Origin of the sequence: Actinopolyspora alba (genome assembly GCF_900112765.1) — a bacterium.
Lineage (GTDB): Bacteria > Actinomycetota > Actinomycetes > Mycobacteriales > Pseudonocardiaceae > Actinopolyspora > Actinopolyspora alba.
Genome location: NZ_FOMZ01000013.1, coordinates 25,424 through 46,125, shown reverse-complemented (window position 1 = coordinate 46,125; position 20,702 = coordinate 25,424). Strand labels below are relative to the sequence as shown.

Genomic DNA, 20,702 nt, shown 5'->3' with positions numbered 1-20,702 from the left:
CCCTCGATCACCCGAGCCACACTGCCGGCGCGGCAGGCCGCGGTCCCACCAATCACGGGGATCTCACTCACCCGGACCGGCCCGCCCGCGCTTCTGGTGCAGGAACCGGATGAAGTCCGCGACTTCGGCACGCCCGTTCTCGTCCAGCTCCCCCGCCCTGTTCAGCAGGACGGGCAGTTCGTCGTCCGCATCGGCTCGACGCCCCGTGAACGAGTCCGTAGTCGTGCCGAACAGCTCGGCGAGCGCGCGCACCAGGTCCCAGGTGGGTGCGTGCTTCTGGTTGGCCACGCCGTGCAGGTGCTGCCGGGAGATGGGGTGACCACGCTCCGTCAGCGCACGTGCCAGTGCCGGAATCGACCACGGACGCCCGTCGTCCCGGACCTGCTCGGCCATCAGTTCGTACAGCCGGCCGGCGAACGCCTCGCGCCCCTCGTCTGTCACGCCGAGCCTCCAATCGGTCACCCAGCCGCAGTGGGGTCAAACATCTACAACGTCACTGTCGCTGATATTTGACAACTGCTGCCTCCAGCCGTACGTTCCCAAGTAAGTCAAGAATATCTGACACGATGAGCTGCCCAAAACCCACTTCGAGTGCGACGAGGAAGATGACGGGCTTGGTACCGAGGGCGCGCTGAACGAGATCCTTGACCGATCGCCCAGACCAAGGCGTGCGGCCAAGCGCAACCGGTCGCGGGAGCGCTCGTTCGAACCGGCCCACCGGCAGGACTCCACGCGGGTCCGCCGAGGTGAACAGAGCACGCCCGGCTGTCCAGCCCCCCCCACTCGCCCTCGCGGAATCGTCCCCACCGGAGCCGTTCCGGCGAAGCCACGGGGCACTCGTCATCCGAGTACGAGCCCACGAGGCCTCTTCACTGGGGGTAGAGGCCTCGTGCGCTGCTCGCTCCCGGTCGACCGCGGAGAAGACGGCCTGGCGGAAGCAACCGGGGCGAGGACCAACCACCGATCCTCGAACTCGGCCCACCACGCGCCCCTGACGGGGCCGGAGAGCAGTCGGCTCCCGGCCCCGAGAGGTCCATGGTCACAACGTTTGGGCGAGCCTGTTGGCCAGCAGGCTGGTGAACTGCGCGGGTTCGCGGAGCTCACCGCCCTCGGCCAGCAGCGCCATGCCGTGGACGAGTTCGGCCGTCTCCTTCAACTCCTGGCTCTCGCCGTTCTTGTCGTAGGAGTCGCGCATCCCGCTCACGAGGGGGTGGTCGGGGTTGACCTCGAGGATGCGCTTAACCGGCGGCACCTCGTGTCCCATGGCCCGGTACATCTTCTCCAGGGTCGGCCCCATGTCGTTGTTGTCACCGACCACGCAGGCCGGTGAGGTGCTCAGGCGCGAGGACAGCCGCACTTCCTTCACGTCCTCGGCGAGCTTGGTCGACATCCAGGACAGCACGTCGGCGAACTCCTGCTGCCGCTCGTTGTCCTTGCCGTCCTCGTCCTGCTCGTCGAGATCGACCTGGCCCTTGGCGATCGACTGGAACCGCTTGCCGTCGAACTCCGGGACCGACTCCACCCACATCTCGTCGACCGGGTCGGTCAGCAGCAGCACCTCCATGCCCTTGTCCCGGAAGGCCTCGATGTGCGGGGAGTTCTCGACCTTGGACCGCGAACCGCCGGTGATGTAGTAGATGCTGTCCTGACCCTCCTTCATCCGCTCGATGTACTCACGCAGCGTCGTCTTGTTCTCCGCATCGTGCGTGGACTCGAAGGAGGCGATCTCGAGGATCTGCTCGCGGTTGTCGACGTCGTTGAGCAGCCCCTCCTTGACGGCCTGGCCGAACTGGTCCCAGAACTTCGCGTAGCGCTCCGGGTCCTGGCTCATCATGTCCTTGACCGTGGACAGGACCTTCTTGACCAGTCGCTTGCGCATCATCTGGATCTGGCGATCCTGCTGCAGGATCTCCCGCGACACGTTGAGGGAGAGGTCCTGCGCGTCCACCACGCCCTTGACGAAGCGCAGGTACTCCGGCAGGAGCTCCTCGCAGTCGTCCATGATGAACACGCGCTTGACGTAGAGCTGGACGCCGCGCTTGTGGTCCCGGGTGAACAGGTCGAAAGGCGCGACCGAGGGGATGAACAGCAGCGCCTGGTACTCGATCGTGCCCTCGGCCCGCAGGTGGATCGTCTCGAGCGGGTCGTTCCAGTCGTGGCTGACGTGCTTGTAGAACTCGCGGTACTCCTCCTCGGCGACCTCCTCCTTGGGACGCGCCCAGAGCGCCTTCATCGAGTTGATCGTCTCGATCTGCCGCGTGGTCTCGCCCTCGGAGTCGGTGTGCTCGACCTCCATGCGGATGGGCCACGAGATGAAGTCGGAATAACGCTTGATTATGCCGGTGATCGTCGTGCTGTCGGTGTAGTCGAGCAGGCTGTCTTCCTGGTCCTCGGCCTTCAGGTGCAGCGTCACCGCCGTCCCCTGCGGAGCCTCCTCGACCGTCTCGATGGTGTAGGTGCCCTCACCGGTCGAGTCCCAGCGGGTGCCGGTGCTCTCGCCCGCCCGACGGGTCAGCAGCGTCACCCGGTCGGCGACCATGAAGCTGGCGTAGAACCCGAGCCCGAACTGGCCGATCAGCTCCTGCGCGGCAGCGCCGTCCTGCGTCTCCTTCAGCTGCTGCAGCAGCTCCGCCGTGCCCGACTTCGCGATCGTGCCGATGAGGTCCTGGACCTCGTCCCGCGACATGCCGATACCGTTGTCGCGCACCGTCAGCGTGCGGTGCTCCTTGTCGGCCTCGATCAGGATGTGCGGGTCGGAGGTGTCCACCTCCAGGTCCTTGTCGCGGAAGGACTCCAGCCGCACCTTGTCGAGCGCGTCCGAGGCGTTGGAAACGAGCTCGCGCAGGAACGTGTCCTTGTTCGAATATATGGCGTGAACCATCAACTGCAACAATTTGCGGGATTCCGCCTGGAATTCGAACGTTTCCGCCTGTGTACTCACTGATCCCCTTTCCCGAAATCACGGTTCCCGCGCGTCGCTTCGAACGGCGACACGGGTACGACCCGGATTATAGGAGCTCGCGCGACCGCCACGGACATCCCGCCGCGAGGTCGGCTACATCCCATCACAGCCGGTCACGACAGTCACAGCGGAACCGCCGGAACACTCCGAGTCGCCCCGGAACCCCACTCGCACACAGCCGATCACGCCTGGTTCGCTGGTGCCGAAGGCCCGCCCCCGCTGGCTCTTCCCGCCTCTACCCGTGGGCCACTCAGTGGGAGTCGCGGCGGACGCCGTTGACGGTGCTGTGCGAGACGCGACGAAGCGAAAGCACCGACGCGCTGCGCGAAAAGACCCACGGCATCGCGACGTCTCACCAACCGGGAGAGATGCGCCGTTCGGGCACGACCCCACTGGACCGGCTCGCCCAGTCAACGGGGAAGAACAGCCGCTTGGTTCTACTGATGACGCACCGTAACTTCGAGGAAAACGTTTTCCCCGCCGGAAAAGGAGAACCGTTGTTACCCCGCATTTCCTCCCGTGCCAGAAAAGGCCTGTACTCGGCGGCGCTGAGCGCGCTGACCGTGCTGGGCATGGCCGTGGCCGCTCCTGTCGGCCACGCCGAAAACCCCGCCACCGGGGCCGTCCCCATTCCCGAGGCACGGGGTGAGCAGGCCGTCGACTCCACGATCACGGTCGAGGGAACGATGGACGGTGAGCTCACCCGCTACTACGGGAAGGGCGACCTCGGCGGAGGAGGCCAAGCCGAGGATCAGCCCCCGGTCTTCGAGCTCGAGGACGGTGCGACGCTGCGAAACGTGATCATCGGCGCACCGGCTTCCGACGGTATCCACTGCCTCGGCTCCTGCACCCTGCGGAACGTGTGGTGGGAGGACGTCGGCGAGGACGCCGCGACACTGGCGGCCGGTTCCCCCTCGGACCTGATGGTGATCGACGGTGGTGGTGCGCGGGCAGCCGAGGACAAGGTTTTCCAGCACAACGGCCCGGGAACCATGCTGATCAACGATTTCCGGGTCGAGGACTTCGGCACGCTCTACCTGTCCTGCGGCAACTGCACCGCGCAGTACGAGCGCCACGCGATCATCAACGACGTCACGGCCACCGCACCCGGTGGGAAACTGACCGGAGTCAATGTCAATTACGGCGACAGCGTCGCATTGTCCGACATCACGGTCGTCGGTGACTCCGAGATGGACATCTGCGTCTCGTACGAAGGCAACGAAACCGGGGCCGAACCCGAGCGGATCGGCAGTGGCCCCAGTAAGAATTGCCGCTACGCCCCGTGGGACATCGACTTCGAATGACACCCGGTTTCGTCGAGCACAGCTTCGGCGAACGGGAGGACGAACGCACCCTGGGACCGTCCTGTGGAACCGCATCGCGATTTAGCCGCTCACCGGAAGGGTGCCGCGGGACGGTCCGGGGGCTCCCATCCCGGGTGACGCGCCCGGAGGTGGGCTCCGCCGGGGTAGCTTGCCGGAACGGAACGGTAAAATGGGGGACTCAGGAACGTTTTGACACGTTTCCTGAACGGTATATCGGGTGGTGAACTCGTCAACGCCGAGCGGGAGGTGCTGGGCGTGACTCACCGAGATGACCGCAACGGAGAACCGGCCGCACGCCGGCCTCGCAGGAGCGTGGCGGTGCTGGGAGTCGTGACGAGCCTGTCGGCGGCGGCCGCGATCACGGCTGCCGTGCTCATGCCTTCCACCCCCGAAGGACCGCCCGAACCCCCGAGCGGAGACACGGCAGCGCCGGTGGTCACGGCCGACCCGGGCACCGAGCGGGAGGAGATCGTCACGGCGGCACAGGCCGAGCTCGGCACCGAAGAGACCGGCAAGAACTGCCACGAGTACTCCGAGCAGTGCGTGCCATGGTGCGCGCTGTTCGCCATGTCGACCTGGGAAAGGGCGGGGGTGGACGTCGAGAACGAGGAATTCGCCTTCACCGGCGACGTCTACACGGCCGGACAGACCGAGGGCACGGCCTACGGCAGCGCGCAGCTGGAGCGAGCCAGACCGGGCGACGTACTGCTGTTCGGCACCGGCCCGGCGACCCCCGACTCCAGCCACCACATCGGGGTGGTCGAGAAGCTCCAGGGCGAGCAGGTCACCCTGATCGAGGGCAACACCGGTGACCACCCCGACAGGGTAATGCGCAAGACGCACGAGCTCGGCGAGAACACCTTCTACGGCGGCGTGCGTCCCTGGTGAAGACCGCTGCGGCCTCCGACTCAGCCGCGATCGTGGCCCGTCCGCGCCTCGGTCCTCGTACCGATCAACGCCCCCGCCCGTGGTCCGAGCCCACCGCACTGAGGAACTCCTCGGGCCGCAGCGCGCGAGCGGTGATCCGGGTATCACCCAACCAGCCGTAGAAGCCCTGGCCGTAGCGCCCAGCGCTCTGCTTGCCCCCGAGCGCGAACGGCTCACCGAGCGTGGTGATCCCCTTCGACCGGGCGGCGGCATTGCGCGCGATCTTCGACCGGTCCACGTACACGGTGGTGTGTCGACCGTCGTTGACCACGGCCACGTGCACCCACTGCCCGACGGGCAGGGCGTGGCTCCAGCACGTGGGGTCGTCGTCGCGGTTGTGCGGATAGACCACGTACTGCAGGAACCGCTCGCCGGACAGCGCGAGGCCGCACGGCGCGTCGTCGGTCGAGTAACCGCCGTCCTTGCCCGCGTCCCCCGCGCGGCCCTCCCATCCGAGGATGCCCATCCAGGCGTGCGAACCCCGGAACGGCTCGGGCAGTTTGAGGAACGTCTCGATCGTGTATCCCCCGGTGAACCCCGCACTGTTGATCGGCGAGTCCCGCTTCGCCCGCAGCACCGCTCCCCTGTTCGGATCCTGGCCGCCGTCGAACCGCAGACTCGCGTGGGCGGGTGCGGCGTCGTGGTGTTCGCCGGAGAAGGTCAGCACCTCCGGCGGCCCGCCGTGCAGGCGTTCCACGATCAGGTCGTTGCCGTTGCCGCTGAGATCCCGCGCCATCGCTCCCGCCGCCACAGGGGAACCGTCGTTACCGGCGACGAACCCCGAGCGGTCGAACCGCCAGTAAGCGACGGTGTCGCGGTGCACCACTTCCGAGGCGGGGCGCTGCGGCGACGAGATCGGTGGGGCGAATCCCGCGAACCGCTGTTCGAAGTCGATCTCGACGCCGAACCGGTCCGCGTTCGTGGTGAGTTCCACGTTCTCGGCTTCCAGCGGCGAGCGCCGTGCGGTGTGCTGCTCACGTAGCCACGGCGAGAACGTCGCCACGTCGATCATGCCGCGCACCGGATCGAACGAGTACAGCCGGATCATCCCGGCACCGCCGTAGTAGTAGTCCTGGTAGTTGGCGAGGTGCAGGTGCACGGCGTTGCCCGCGTCGTTGGTCAGCGTGGTGCGGCCGCACGGCCAGTAGTGGCCGCCGATCGCCAGGAAGACTTGGTCGTTGCCGCGGATGAGCCCGTTCCACAGCCGTTGCCCGTGGTCGGAGAGGTGAGCGAGCCCGTCGCCGTCGGCCCACACCAGGTCGTGGGTGGTCAGGATCGTCGGCAGCTCGGGATGCTCGTCCAGGACACCCTGCGCCCACCGCACGCCGCGTTCGGAGACCCGCCAGTCCAGCGCGAGCAGCAACCAGCGCCTGCCACCGCCCTCGAAGACGTGGTAGCTGTTGTAACCGTCCGGCGAGGAGCCGCCGTAGGTGTCCATCCGGGCGAATCGGTCAGGTCCGAACGTCCGCAGATAGGGCGTGTCGCCGCGCTGGTCGTCGCCCGACACGTCGTGATTGCCGCCCAGCACGCTGTAGGGCATCCGGTGTCCGATGCCGCGGAACGCCCGATCGGCGATCCGCATCTCCCGCTCGGTACCGTGTTCGCTGACATCGCCGAGATGGGCGAGAAAGGCGATGTCCTGCTTTCGACGATTTTCCGCCACCCACCGCAGACCCTCGCGCACCGGCTCGGGATCCGAACCTCCCTCGTCGATCAGGTACTGCGTGTCGGGCATCACCGCCAGGGTGAAACAAGAGTCGGTGTGGGAATGGCCGTGCCACGAGTTCCGCGAGTCGGCCGAGGCAACGGTCGCGGTGGCCGACGACGCGGCTATCGCTACTGATGTGCCCGCGGCGGCGCGGAACAGCCCGCGACGGGTGACGTCACGGCGTTCGGAATCGGACTCCACAGTGTTCTCCCAACGGGATCTCCTGGCTGGTCGTGGTCGCTGCCAGCCTGGTCACCACGATTGGCGTGGCGGTAACGCACGACCGAACCCCGCGCCACGAACGGATGAGCGCGAGCCGTCGTTCGCCCCGCCGACACCTCGTGAACACGACGGGTGGACACGTCCTCTCCGGCTGTATCGGAAGGCGCGTCGCTGCCCGGTGAGCCGCGCCCCGTGAGCATCGCTATCCGACGAACGCTGTCTCGCGATGGGGGCGCCAGCTTGAACGATGCCACCTGTCAGGCCGGGAATCCCCGCAACGCACAGGAGCATCGTGACCGGGCCGGCCGAGATCGGCGCCTTCGTGTGGCTCGATGTCGGCAAGAGCGAACACCACGCCCCCACCGTCACTTCAGCGGTACTCCACCAACGGCGCGGGCGGGCCAACGGCGCGGGCGGTTCCGTTCGCGATGTGGTCACGGACGTAACGCGGCCGCGAACCACGGGACACGACCACAGCGCTAGCCTCGTTACGAGGCATGAACCAGACCACGAAAAGAGCCTCCGGCTGAATGCGCACACATTACGATCCCACCGAGAACGACGAGTTCGAGGTCGCCAAGAATCTACTGGTGCGCAGGTGCGCCGAGTGGGCCGACCGGCAACAATTGACCGCCGACCCGTTCGTACTCGCCGCCGCACTGGATTTCCGACACACAGGTATCGACGGACGCCTGGCGTTCTGGACCAAGGAACTCGCCGGAAAGTTCCTGCTGATCTGGATGCCTCGCACGATCTCGGCACGCGCGGAGGAAGTCTCCTCAGCACCAAACTCGCTGCGCACGTTGATCCGCTACCTGCACCACACCGAGTTGATCGAGGCAGGAAGCGACCACCTGACCGACATCGAAGCCGCGATCACCGACGCGGCCACCGAGTTCCCCCAAGCCATGTCGGACAACGGCAACTTCGGTCTCGCGAAGTTCTGGGCGATGACGGCGATCGACTCGGGTGTGGATCCCACCGACCACGCCGCGATGGACCGTTTCGTCGAGCGGGTCCACGAGGACACGGTCGAGTACGACAGCGCCGCTCTCCAGCGCGTCACGGCTCGGCACATCGACGGTGACCACGTGAGTCCCGGGCAGGCACCGATGGTGCCTCCGGTGTCACTGCCACCGGAGGACGAGCTCGCCGAGACCACCGAGAACAGCCCGCTCGTATGGCGTCTGCGTGAGCTCGTCGAATGGCTGGGCCGCGACGGTCGCGCACTGACCGATACCGGCCGGCTCAAGCTCGCCGACGCGCGGGAACTGGTGACACGACTGAACACCGGCGACACGATCGACCCCGTCATCGGCGACCGGACGTATCGTACCCAAAGCAGCGCCGAGCTAACCGAACTCGGACTGATCGTCGCCTGGGCCAAAAAGACCCGTGTAGTGCGTGTGGTCAAGAATCGGCTGGTGCCGATCGCGAAGGCGAGGCCACTGCTGCGCGACAGCAGGGGGCTGTGGAACAAGGCGTTCGACGCGATCGTCGAACTGGGCGACGAGATCCTCGAACCACCTCGATACGGCCCGGCGATGCCCGACATGTTCTTTCGCGAGATCGTCCCGGACATCCTGCGCAGTCTTTTCGGCATGCCGGAAGCCTTTCCCGTCGTTCGCCTGCAGGAAAACGTATGGCTGTCCTGTGGCTTCGACGATCTCGACGAGTCGCGGCGAGGACTGGTGCGGAGACTGACCGACAACGAGGTGTGGCGCATTCTCCGGGCACTGGACCTCCTCGGCGCCGTGGAGCTGACCACCGGCATCGCTGAGCCGACCTTCCTCGCCGACCTTGCCGAGGATCCAGCCGTCGACGACGGCATCGGCGCCCTGCAGGCAGCGGAGCGAGGAAACCTCAGCACTACTCCGGACTCCGGGGCCGGTCCGGTCGATCTCGTCCGACTGACCCCGCCCGCGACCGCGCGTGTGCGCATCTGGTTGCTCGACGAAGGTCGATACGCCCCTCTGGTGGGCGAGCTGACCGAGGCAACACCGGCGCAGTTGCTCGGAACGATCGCCGAACGGCATCCACCCGAGGCGGCCCGCGAGGAAATCGATCGCTGGCTCTCGGTCCACGACAGCGACGGCCCGGAGCGGTTGATCGACGCGGTCCGGCGGTGTTCGTTCCGTAGCAGGGGCGCCGCCATGCTCGAAGTGCTGGCCACGAACTCAAACGAGGGCACGACTCTGCTGCGGCGGCTGCGTTCGGATCACGTGCTCGGGCCGCTCGCGGTCCAGAACCTGGTGAACAACGGCGCGCTCGATCAAAATGACCTGACCGAACAGGAACAGGCGCTGAGCCTGGCCGAACAGCTGATCCAGGCCCTCGAGACGAGCGGCCCGGAAGCGGTTCTGGAGATGCTGCTCGCGAGTCCACCCCCGAGCGGGGCCATGGAAGTGCTCAGTGTCGCATTGAACTCCGGACACCCTGCCACCATCGGCCTGGAGGAACTACACATCATCGTCGAACCGCTCGAACGGGCAACCGAGAAGTAGTGACCAGCGTGACCCCGGTCGACGAGGTGTGGCGATGATCGTCGCTCGTTGTCATCGAGGTGAGCTCCGACGCGGCGACCGACGATGAGCGCGAGTGGGGTTCGTCATGCGAAGGTCCAATATCGCGCTTCGAACGTGTAGCTTCGGCTTTCGCCGCAGTGCACGGGAAGCCGGTGAGAGTCCGGCGTGGTCCTCGCCACTGTGACCGGGGAGCGTCCCGCACCACGACGCCACTGGCCGAAACGCCGGGAAGGCAGCGCGGACGTGACGATCCGGAAGCCAGGAGACCGGCTGCGGCGCAGGTATCGCTCGACGATGGATTGAGGACCGATGCGCCACCCGGCGAGATGTATCTTCGCCCGGCCCCACGCCGGACGCGACCGACCACGACGCGCCGCCACGGTGCTGGCCGCACTGACACTGACCGCGCTGATCTCCGGATGTGGCACCACCGGCGCGCGAACGAACGCCGGTGCGCAGGAAGATTCCCCGTCCGGGTTCCCCGTCACGGTCACCAACTGCGGAGAGACCACGACCTACCAACGGCCACCGAGACGCGCGGTGACGCTGAACCAGCACACCACCGAGATCATGCTCGCGCTCGGTCTGGCCGACCGCATGGTCGGTACCGCCTATCTGGACGATCGCATCCTCGCGGAGTATCGCGAGGAGTACCGGCGGATCCCGGTGCTGGCAGAGCGGTACCCCTCCTACGAGGCGTTGCTGCGGCAGGCACCCGACTTCGTCTACGGCGGTTACTCCTCCGCCTTCGGCCAGCAGGACGGGCGCTCGCGTAAACGACTGCGCGAGGCGGGAATCAGGACTCACCTCAACATCGCCAATTGCACCGACGGCCCGGTGGGTACCTCCGAGATTCACGAGGAGATCCGCACGATCGCGAGGATCTTCGACGTACCGGAACGGGCGCGGGATCTCATCGACCGTATGAACGCGACGCGGTCGGAAGCTCGGCGCGAGCTGGGCGACGTGAAACCGGTGAGCGTGTTCGTCTACGACAGCGGCACGAAGTCGGCCTACACCGCGGGCGGTGACGGGATCGCCGACGCCATCGTCCGGATGTCCGGCGGTCGCAACATCTTCGCCGATCAGCACGAGGGCTTCGTCGACGTCTCCTGGGAGCAGGTGATCAAGCGGCGACCCGAACGGATCGTGATCCTGGACTACGGATCGACCACGGTCGAGCAGAAGAAACGCCTGCTGCTGCACAAGCCGGCGCTGGCGAGCGTTCCCGCCATCGAGCACCGAAGGTTCGCGGTGCTGCCGCTATCCAGCGCGGTGGCCGGAGTGCGTGTCCCCCGCGCCGTAGCGGACCTGAGTGAACAACTACATCCGGGACGGTTCCGTTGAGCGGTGGCAACGTGCGGAGCTCCGTCGACGCCTTCTCGGAGGACACGAACCAGGCAGTCGAATCGAACCCGGCAGCGGACTCGGCGCGCCCCGCCCCGGAGCGCGTTTCGCCCCGCGAACGCAGGGTTTCCTACCCGGTGGTGCTGGTCCTGCTCGGCGCCGCACTGATGGTGGCCGTCGTCGTCGGCCTCGCCGTCGGGTCGGTCTCGCTACCTTTGACGGACGTGGTCGCCATCCTCGGTCAGCAGGTGTTCCCGGGATGGATCGATCCCGGGTGGCCGGCCACCTACGACACGATCCTGCTGGACGTGCGGCTTCCCAGAGTGCTGCTGGCCGGGATCGTCGGTGCCGGACTCTCGGCCGTGGGGACCGCACTGCAGGCACTGGTTCGCAACCCGCTCGCCGATCCCTTCCTGCTCGGGATCTCGTCGGGAGCATCCCTGGGCGCAGTGACGTTACTGGTCACCGGCGCCACGGTTCTCGGGACGCTCGCCACTCCGATGGTGGCCGCGTTCGCCGGTTCGATGGTCACCCTGGCGGCGGTCTACGCCCTCGCGAGCTCGGGTGGACGGATGACCACCACCCGCCTCGTCCTCGCCGGTGTGGCGTTGTCCTACGTGCTCTCCGCGCTGACCGATCTGTTGCTGAGCACCGCCTCCGATCCGCACCTGATGGCCTCGATCCGGTTCTGGAGGTTGGGCAGCGTCGCCGGAACGGAGTGGCGGACGCTGCCGATACCGGCGATCGTGGTGCTGGTCGGTCTGGCTGTGCTGCTGTGGCAGTCCGGGTCGCTGAACCTGCTGCTCGCGGGCGAGGAGTCGGCAGGAACCCTGGGGCTGGACGTGCACCGGTTCCGCACCGGAATGTTCGTGCTGGTGTCGCTGATGACCGGTGTGATGGTGGCGGTCAGCGGTGCCATCGGGTTCGTCGGCCTGATGGTGCCGCACGCGGTGCGCATGCTGGTCGGGGCGGACCACCGGCGCGTACTGCCGACCGCGACACTGCTGGGGGCGACGTTTCTGATCCTCGCCGACCTCGCCGCCCGAACCGTGGCCGCGCCGCAGGAGATCCAGCTCGGGGTACTCACGGCGCTGTGCGGTGGCCCGTTCTTCGTGTGGCTGCTGCGTCGCCAGACGCGCCGGGAAAAGACGGACCGATGAGTCACCACGAAGTGCGACCGGCCGAGTTGGACATCCGGGACGTTTCCTGCAATGCAGGGGGCCGGGAAGTCGTCTCGGGGGTGTCGCTGACGGCGGAACCGGGTGAAGTGGTCGGTGTGGTCGGCCCCAACGGTGCCGGAAAGTCGACGCTGCTGCGCACGGCATACCGGCAACTGCGGCCCACCGAGGGGCGGGTACTGCTCGACGGAGCAGACGTGTTCCGGATGCCACGCCGATCGTTGGCACGTCGGCTGGCCGCCCTGCCGCAGGAGACTCCCGCCGAGTTCGAGTTGACCGCCCACGACGTGGCCGCGATGGGACGCGCGCCGCACCGACGGAGGATCGGCGGGGATCGCCTCGGCGACGAGCGGATCGTGACCGTGTCGCTGGAGATGGTCGAGATGGCCGAACTGGCCCACCGTCAGTTCGCCCAGCTCTCCGGCGGGGAGAAGCAGCGGGTGCTCATCGCGCGGGCACTGGTACAGGAACCGGGGATGCTGGTGCTCGACGAGCCCACCAACCACCTGGACATGCGGCATCAGTTCGATGTGCTGGCACTCGTGCGCCGACTGAACGTGACGACCCTCGCAGCGCTGCACGACCTGAACCTGGCCGCCCGCTTCTGCGACCGGTTGTGCGTGCTGGCGGCGGGCGAAGCGGTGGCGATCGGCACCCCCGTCGAGGTGCTCACCGAATCGCTGTTGTCCGAGGTGTACGGCGTGCACATCGAGGTCGGCACTCATCCCCGTACGGGTGCTCCGACGGTCCTCTTCGGAGACTGACCAGCCTGTTACCGCGCGGACCGCGATCCGCCGTTGTCGCCAAGGAGACAGATGAGCACGCGCGCAGACCAACTGCTCACCCGCACGCTGGACGGGATGAACCCCACCGAGCACGCTCGACTGCTTCCCGACGAGACCTGCGGGCGGGTTCCCGCGTCTCTCATCGAGAATCCCGACTGGATGGCCGAGCAGCTGCGGTTGCGCGGCCGGATCTGGCACACCGACGACGCGCGCGTCCTGGCCACCCTGTGGTGGTTCTCGACGTCGAGCAGACTGATCGCGCCATCGGTCGCCTCGTTCGTCGTCACCGGTGAGGCGCTGTCGCCCCGGCTGGACGATCTGCGGCTGCACTGGCAACCGGACAGCAGGCTGTCCGGGGTCACCTCGGTGAGCGTGCTCTCCGGCAGCGACCGGCTGGAACCACTGGCCGAAGCGCTGCGGCGAACCCTCGAACGGAGCATCGCCTCGGTGGCCGCCACCGCCGGGATACGACAACGCCCCCTCTGGGCGATCGCGACCGACGCCATCGCCGGGTGCCTGCTCTGGGCCGGCCGCGCACGAGGTGCGCCGGGGCGGGCCACCGCCCTGGCCGAACCGCTGGTCGCGGCCATGGACGCCCCGATGCCCGCACCGCGCTACACCGAGATCGACTCGCGGGAGAACGCATCCCGGTTGTTCACCAAGCGAACCTCGTGCTGCCTGCTCTACCGGGCGCCCGGCGAGGACAAGTGCTCATCCTGCCCCGGCCGCCCTCCCGAGCAACGACGCGCCCTGCTCCGCGAGAACACCCCGCACTGACAGGCTGATCAACCAGCACTCGCACAGACCTGAACCGAGTTCGCCGACCTCCTCGAGTACCGGGGCACTTCGACAGGCCGCATCAGGTGCGGTCTGCCAAGCTGAACTCGGACGGCCAGATCACTGGTCGCGGACGACCGCGGCTTCCTCGATCTGATCACCAGCCTCATCTGCCGAAGCAGACTTCGAACAGAACACGCCAGGAGATCTGAGCGGACCTGTTCACGCCGGTTCCGCCGTATCCGTGGAAGGGCGGAACCGGCGTGAGTTCCGGAAACCACGCGAGGCGTCGTCGCGCACGCGGCCAGGTCGGCTACTTCAGGCGGGCCTGGCCGTACGGGACGAGACGAACCGGACCGGCGAGGCCGTAACGGGAACGGTCGACCGTCCCGTACACGTCCGGGCGGAAGACGCGCATCCGGTTGAGCAGCGTCGATGCCGTCTCGATCTCGATCGTGTTGCGCCCCTCGCGGAGAAAACCGCCCACATCGACGACCCCGGCCTGCTGATCGGCGGGCGGCAGCTCGTTTCCGTTCACCGAGACGCGGAACGTGTCGGAGACCTCCCCGAGACGCAGGTACGCGCCGTGCCCACCCGTCCAGGCGGGTCCGAGATGGACCGTGGCCGAATAACGCCCCACCCCGGAAACATCCGCCAGACCGGGCAGTTCCGTCCACGGCACCGGGGAGTCGAGTGCCCTCTCGTGTCTACGGATGTCCGTCTCGGCAGGCGAAGCGCCGGGACGCCAGTCCTCGACGGTCAACGTCCAGTCCGTGAGGGGGATCTCGTCCGGCACCGAGGCGATCCGGGTCGACACGGTCCGGCCGTTCGCCAACGTCGAGCGGTAGGTCCCGCCCGACGCGGCGCGCACCACCACCCGATCGTCGATCTCCTTCACCGAGTCCGCATCGGTGGACCGCACGCGGCGTCCCGCCGCGACACCGTCACCGAGCCAGTTCGGTCGGGCCAGCACGATCACGGTGGCGGCTCCGGGTTCGAGGCGGACCCGCAACCGGACGGTGCCGCGTTCGGACTCGTGGACCAAAGCCCGCTCGACGCTACCGTTCCACAGGTCGAGACGATACGGGATCACCGGCCACACGGTGGTGTCAAAGGTGACGTCGTGATTCACCACTTCGTCGTCGGAGCCGTTGACGAAGTAGTAGTACTCGGCGTCATCGTCGTGGCGTCGGGCGTGCAGCAGTGGGGAGGACTCGGCGTAGCGCACGTCCGGCCGCAGGCCCAGCGTGGCCACGCCGTCCGGGATCCCCGCGCGGCTGTCGACGCGGTGCACCGACGGCTGCGCGAGCAGCCGCGCCATGACCTCGGTGAGCTTTTCGTTCTCGCCGGGTTCGGGAGCCCCCGGAACCGTGGGCGCGTCCCAACCACCGACCGCGAGGATCGGCAGGCCCTCACGGGCGAACTCGAGCAACCGCCGCGCCGTGGCCAGTGGCATCGTCTCCACCCGCCCGTTGAAGGCGTCCCCCTCGAACACGAGCATCTTGTACCCGGGGCCGTCCGGTGCCAGCCTGCCGCCTGCCACTCGCGCCGACGGAAGTTCGAGCAGGCGCGGGCTGAGGAACTGGTGCGTCCAGCCGAGCGGGATCCCCTCGGGGGTGAACCACGCCGCACCGAAACCGGTGCCGGCGTAGCCCTTCTGGCGGAGGAAGGCCACGTCGACTCGCGACGTCCCGCTCTGCAGCACGAACTGCGAACGTGCCATGAACCCCGCGATGTCGGGGGCGTGGCGCCAGATCGGATGCCGCGGCCCCCACGACTCGCTGTAGCCGACACCGCCGTCGTAGGGGGTGAACGCGGCGAAGCCGGGCCACCGGGCTCCCGGTGCGTCGGCGTAGGAGAACCCGTGCAGCACCGCCTGGTTGACGCCCGCGGCGTATTCACGGGAAACCGTGCGCACGACGTGGTCCCACGTCGTGTTGTAGGAGCCGCCGTAGACAGCGGCGGCCTCGCTGGAGAGCAGCTTGTTGCCGCCCATGTCGCGGCCACCCGCCAGCGAGCGGAAGTCGTCGAGGTTGTTGAACCCCAGCGACTCGCCCTCGGGCGTGTCCATGATGGCGGCGCTCGCCAACGCGTCGGTTTCCAGACCGTACGGCTGGATGCGCAGCTCGAGTCCGATTCCGTGCAACCATTCCCGCAGCGGGCGCAGGTGGTGCTCGATGTAGAGCTCGGAGCGGACGTCGTTGAGATCGTCGGACACCCGACGGTCGGTCACGCCGTCGTAGGAGAACACACCGTCCTCGTGCATCCGCAGCACGACCGGCAGGTACGGCAACAGGTCGTATCCCTTGCGCCGCCGGAACTCGTCGAGCATGGCCGGTGTCCACAGCGTCGCTTCGGTTTCCAGTTCGATGGAGTCCTCGAACATCGATCCGCCGGTACGGCGGATCAGTTCCCGGAGCCGCGGATTGAGTATCTCCGTTTCCCAGAAATCGATCACGGCTTGGGTGCCCGCCGCGCTGAAGTGGTCGACGACGTAGGACGCCGGCTCGGTGTGCGGACCGGCTTCCGGGCGCTGTCCCGAGCCGCGCAACCAGGTGGCGATGATCAGCCAGGTGCCGTCGTCCGGGGCGGTGAACCTGAGGCGCCCGTCGCGCACGGAGGCGGTGAGGTCGGTGACGCTCGCCCCGTCCAGGTGGTACGGCTTCTCCACGGCGGCGCCGTCGGCGAGCCGTGCGGCCTGCACCGTGTGCAGCCTGCGTTCGGTGACACCGGAGGCGGGTGCGACCGCCGGGCCGGGAACCTCACCGTCGTAACCGCCGCCGTCGACCTTCACGAGCCCGTGCGCCAACTCGCTCACGGCTGCCGTGCTCTGCGGAGTCACGGTGGGCAGTGCGGCGGGCCACGACGGCCCGATCGTGATGTCGACGGTCACGTCGCGCTCGGCCGCCCTGCCCAGCGCCGCCTCCACCGCCGCGACCCACGGTCGGGTGCCCCAGCCGTGCCCGGCAGGGTCCAACGGCTCCTCGACACTGTGGTGCACGTCCGCGATCTCGACACCGCCGAACCCGGCGTCGGCGATCTGGTCGATCTCCCGAGCGATCTCCGTCGGATCGACCAAGCCGTGTGGCCACCACCAGCGGAACCTGCCCTGCACCGAACGAGGAGGGACTGCGAACGCCTCGGCGAAGGCACCCGCGTGGGACCCCTGCGCCGTGGCCGCCTTGCCGCCTCCCGGAAGGCTCCACGGCAGGGCGGCGGCGACGCCCGCCCCGGCCGTCGCCGCGAGAATGGTTCGTCTGGATACCTCGTTCATCGGTGACCTCCACCCTGGTGCGGTTGTGAGCTGAAGCCGTAGCTACCCGGTCCGACCGAGTAGACGGCACAGCCGTCCGTATAGGACTCGAACTTCACTTCCTTGGAAGCGCGGACATGACGGCCGTTGAGCCACACCGCCTGCGGGCGGATCGTCGGAACGTGGATCTCGCCGACCGAGTTGGCCGGGATGACGACGTCCAGCTCGAAATCCCGACTGCCCTGGCCTTTCAGGCGCCAGGAGCTGCTGATCCGGCCACGCGGGCCGTCGTAGTGCCCCTCGACGTGAGTGAGCGGGTGCTCGTCGGTGCCGACGAGCCGAGGTTTGACGACAACCTTTCCGTAGGCGACGGAGCCGGGTGCGCGCCGGATCCCGGCCAAGCCCGTGCTGAACCACTCGTCGATCTGCAGCAGGATCATGTGGTTCAGCGACGAACTGTTCTCCGGGGCGTGCCAGTGCTCCGGAACGGTGGTCATGCCGTGGGGGTTCATTTCACTGGGCCGCAGGAAAGCCCCGTAGCTCGGCCTGGTGGTCTCGTGCAGCACGTCCCAGACGACGTCGGCGCGCCCGCCGTCGGTCAGCGCGCGGAAAGTGGGGCCGAGCGAGATCGTTCCGCCGCTGAGGTGCGGTCCCCCACCGGAAGGGTGGTAGGTGTGGATCCGCCGGACCAGGTCGTCGAGAACGTGCTTTTCCTGCCCGTCCGGGACCAGCCCCGCGTCCAGCGCCAGCGCGTCGTCGGCCTGGGTGCCGACCGTGCCACCGTTGCCCTCGTTGGTGTAGGCCCGGAGCGTGTCGTTGAAGAAGCGGGCGTTGAACTCGGCCTTGATGTCCGCGGCGAGGTCGCTGTAACGCCGCGCGTCGGCATTCTTGCCGAGCGCGGCGGCCATCCGCGCCAGCTTGTCGGTCATCCGGTAGTAGGCGTAGGTGCCGGTCAGCAACTTGGGAGTGCGGTCGTCCGCGGCCACCCAGTCACCCAGCCCGCCACGGACGAGGTTCGTACCGCCGTCAGCACCGGCCTGCACCGTGCGGACGAAATCGTGGTAGCCGACCATGTCCGGGTAGTACTCGGCCATCGTCGCGGTGTCACCGTGGTGCTGCCACAGCCACCACGGCAAGACGATCACCGAACTGCCCCAGTTGATGTCGTCGCGGTAGCCACCGCCGAACACCGGGAATTCCGGGGCGTGTGCGGGAACCATACCCGCGCTGGGCCCCGAGGCGAGCTGGGCTTCACGCATCACCCGCTGCATGTGCGGCAGATAGGCCGACATCTCGAAGTTGCGGTCGATGGCCTGGATCGAATGCAGCACGTCGGCCAGCCAGCCCAGTTTCTCGCGGTTGGGACAGTCGGTGAAGATCGACTGCGTGTTGCTGGCGATCGAGTAGGTGCTCATCCGGTGGATCCGGTTGACCATGTCGCTGGATGTGGACACGTCGCCGGCGACGTCCATCGACGCGCGGATCGGCAGCGCGGTCAGCATCCCGCTCGTCGCCCGGTGCCCCGAGGGAAGTCCGGTGAGCTGGACGTACTGGAAGCCGTGGTACACGAACTGCGGGCGCCACCTCTCACCCTGCGATGCACCAGCGGTGGTGTAGGTGTCGTAGATGTGCTCGTCGCTGCCCATGCTGGACGCGTCGACGGTGCCGTCGCCGTGCAGCGACTCGGCGGGCCGCATCTTGATCACGGTTCCCGCCGGTACCGAAGCGTCGAGACGGAGGTCGAACAGTGCGGAGAAGTTCTGTCCGAAGTCGAACACCCAGGTTCCGGGTTTCGGCTCGGTGACGGCCACCGGAGCGACGGTGTCGACGATCTCGACCGGATCGCCCTGCCGCCAGGCGAGATCGGTCGCCAGGTTGGGCGGCGGGGCGATGCCCGCGGCGATCCAGCCGGTCGGTTCCCCGTTCCTGCGCGTGGCCGCGGCCGACAGGTCGGCACCCGGCCGGTCCCAACCGGGCTGTTCGCGGCGCGCGTCGTAGTCGGTGCCCGCGTACCAGCTGTCGGTGACCGACGGCCCGAGAGCGGTGCGCCACTGCCGATCGGTGACGACCGTGTCGATGGATCCGTCCGCGTAGCCGACTTCCAGACGCGCCAGCAGGCGCGGGCTGATCGCGGTGCGGGTCTCGTTGGCGGTGCCGGAGTGGGTGACGGTGCCACCCGCATCGTGTCCGTGGGCGAGGGGCTCGGTGAAACCGATGCCGCTGCCGTCCGCACCGGCGGTGCCCACCTTCGTGATGACACGGCTTTCGAGGAGGGTGCCACCATTGCCGGTGTCGATGTTGACCGTGGCCCCGACGTCGAAACCGTCGACATCGGCCACCTTGATGCTCGTGTCACCGGCTCCGGCCGCCGTGGCGAGCGTCGTCGGCCGCACGATCTCACTGGTGAACTTGTTGTAGGCCTCGGTTCGGCCCACGGCCGGATTGGTGACCTCGACGGCGTTGAAGATGCCGTTGCCGAGTTGAACGCCGAGGACGTTCGGGCCGCTTTCCAGCAGCTCGGTGACGTCGTAGGTTCCCGCCTCGACCGACCGCTGCGGGTTGGAGTCGCCGGGCAGGTGTACCGCGTCGGTGACTCGCCGACCGTTCAGGGTGGCGTCATAGGCACCGAGTCCGGCCAGGTAGAGCCGTGCCCGATCCACGGTCCTGCCGTCGTCGACGGTGAAACCACGAGCGAAGACGGGCAGTGGATCGATGTTCTCGCGGTCGGGATGCTCGATCCAAACAGCGGGTGACCAGTCGGACCGGTCCAGCAGTCCGAGCTCCCACGCCGACGGAGCGCTCCACTCCGAGACCGTGCCGTGAGCGTCGGTGATCCGCACCTGCCAGACGACCTGCTGCCGCGCGCCGAGGGGCTTACCGGCATAGGCGACTCCGGTCGAAGTGCCGGACCGCACCCAGCCGGTGTCCCACAGATCCGGATCGGGCAGCTTCGCCGTGCTGCTCGCGGCGCGAATCCGGTAAGCGTGCTGGGTTCCCCGTTCCAGCCGCCAGGCGAGCAGCGGCGTGCGGTTGTCCACACCCAGCGGGTGGTCGAACCGTCCCGCGACCGACAAGCCGCGGACCGCCCCTCGGCCCGCGGCAGCGGCCTCCGCCACTTCGACCCCGAGACCGACCGTTGTGCCGCTGACCGCCAGACCGGCCGCACCGGCGGCCGTGACCTGGAGAAATTTCCTGCGGGACACACCGTCCGAGTCGGACGACATCTCAGCCATGAGCACGGTTTCCTTCCCGCTCGTCACTTCTTACGGATAGCCCCGGAAACCGGCCACCATCACGAATCTCGACCCGAACAGCCGAAGTGAAACGTTCAAATACAACTCGCATCGCCACCACCTCGAATGATCCGGACAACCACAGGCACTACGAGGATCACGCACAGGACAGTTGACGAGGGGTTCCGCGGAAAACAGAAACCGGAAGAACCACCCGCGCAGCGAGTTGCCACTGGGCACCGAAGGCGGCTTCAACGGAAAGTCACATCTCGCTCAGACGCGCACACCCGCATGATCCTCTGCGCAATACGGGAATGAAAAACTCAGCGTGCTGATGCCGCGTGAACAAACGCGGCCACGGGGCCGAATATCTTCCCGTACATCAAGTCATCGGACAGTTGAAAAGATCTGCTTAGGTTCTTTTCCCGCGTCCGTGTGGCCTGCGGCGAATCGCCGGACA

General features: G+C 67.6%; 12 protein-coding genes and 1 riboswitch. Of the genes, 7 read left to right on the top strand and 5 right to left on the bottom strand.

Annotated elements, in window-relative coordinates:
• Positions 1-63: 63 nt before the first annotated feature.
• The gene (locus tag BM150_RS18610; RefSeq protein ID WP_092928606.1) at positions 64-441 is read right to left on the bottom strand and encodes a hypothetical protein; all 378 of its coding nucleotides are present in this window, start codon (positions 439-441) and stop codon (positions 64-66) included.
• Between the two features lie 598 nt (positions 442-1,039).
• A complete protein-coding gene (htpG, locus tag BM150_RS18605; RefSeq protein WP_092928605.1) occupies positions 1,040-2,941 on the bottom strand; it encodes a molecular chaperone HtpG in 1,902 nt (633 codons plus the stop codon).
• A gap of 464 nt (positions 2,942-3,405) precedes the next feature.
• Between htpG and BM150_RS18600 the strand changes: the two genes are divergently transcribed.
• Entirely contained in the window at positions 3,406-4,266 is an 861-nt protein-coding gene (locus BM150_RS18600; protein WP_092928680.1) for a pectate lyase, read from the top strand.
• Positions 4,267-4,476: 210 nt separating this feature from the next.
• Entirely contained in the window at positions 4,477-5,175 is a 699-nt protein-coding gene (locus BM150_RS18595; protein WP_245755598.1) for a CHAP domain-containing protein, read from the top strand.
• 64 nt (positions 5,176-5,239) lie between these two features.
• Here the strand turns inward: BM150_RS18595 and BM150_RS18590 are convergent, their stop codons facing one another.
• Entirely contained in the window at positions 5,240-7,123 is a 1,884-nt protein-coding gene (locus BM150_RS18590) for a LamG-like jellyroll fold domain-containing protein (protein WP_092928604.1), read from the bottom strand.
• 551 nt (positions 7,124-7,674) lie between these two features.
• Between BM150_RS18590 and BM150_RS18585 the strand changes: the two genes are divergently transcribed.
• The 5 genes from BM150_RS18585 to BM150_RS18565 all read left to right on the top strand — a co-directional run bounded on the left by BM150_RS18585 (position 7,675) and on the right by BM150_RS18565 (position 13,756).
• Entirely contained in the window at positions 7,675-9,648 is a 1,974-nt protein-coding gene (locus BM150_RS18585) for a hypothetical protein (RefSeq protein ID WP_092928603.1), read from the top strand.
• Positions 9,649-9,787: 139 nt separating this feature from the next.
• Positions 9,788-9,958, top strand: a riboswitch (cobalamin riboswitch).
• A 20-nt stretch (positions 9,959-9,978) separates the two neighbouring features.
• Positions 9,979-11,016 (top strand): ABC transporter substrate-binding protein, encoded by a 1,038-nt coding sequence (locus BM150_RS18580; protein WP_092928602.1) that lies wholly within the window; start codon positions 9,979-9,981, stop codon positions 11,014-11,016.
• Positions 11,017-11,027: 11 nt separating this feature from the next.
• On the top strand, positions 11,028-12,176 hold the full coding sequence (locus BM150_RS18575) for a FecCD family ABC transporter permease (RefSeq protein ID WP_245755597.1): 1,149 nt from the start codon (positions 11,028-11,030) through the stop codon (positions 12,174-12,176).
• Positions 12,173-12,958 carry an ABC transporter ATP-binding protein gene (locus tag BM150_RS18570; RefSeq protein ID WP_092928601.1) on the top strand — a complete coding sequence of 262 codons (786 nt, stop codon included), beginning with the start codon at positions 12,173-12,175 and terminating at the stop codon, positions 12,956-12,958. The genes BM150_RS18575 and BM150_RS18570 overlap by 4 nt, the downstream gene beginning before the upstream one ends.
• A 51-nt stretch (positions 12,959-13,009) precedes the next feature.
• Entirely contained in the window at positions 13,010-13,756 is a 747-nt protein-coding gene (locus BM150_RS18565; RefSeq protein ID WP_092928600.1) for a (2Fe-2S)-binding protein, read from the top strand.
• Positions 13,757-14,069: 313 nt separating this feature from the next.
• On the opposite strand, the gene BM150_RS18560 is transcribed toward BM150_RS18565, so the two are convergent.
• Positions 14,070-17,030: a glycosyl hydrolase gene (locus BM150_RS18560; protein ID WP_092928599.1), complete on the bottom strand. Its 2,961-nt coding sequence runs from the start codon at positions 17,028-17,030 to the stop codon at positions 14,070-14,072.
• Positions 17,027-20,242 carry an alpha-L-rhamnosidase gene (locus BM150_RS18555; protein ID WP_092928598.1) on the bottom strand — a complete coding sequence of 1,072 codons (3,216 nt, stop codon included), beginning with the start codon at positions 20,240-20,242 and terminating at the stop codon, positions 17,027-17,029. The genes BM150_RS18560 and BM150_RS18555 overlap by 4 nt, the downstream gene beginning before the upstream one ends.
• Between the last annotated feature and the right edge of the window lie 460 nt (positions 20,243-20,702).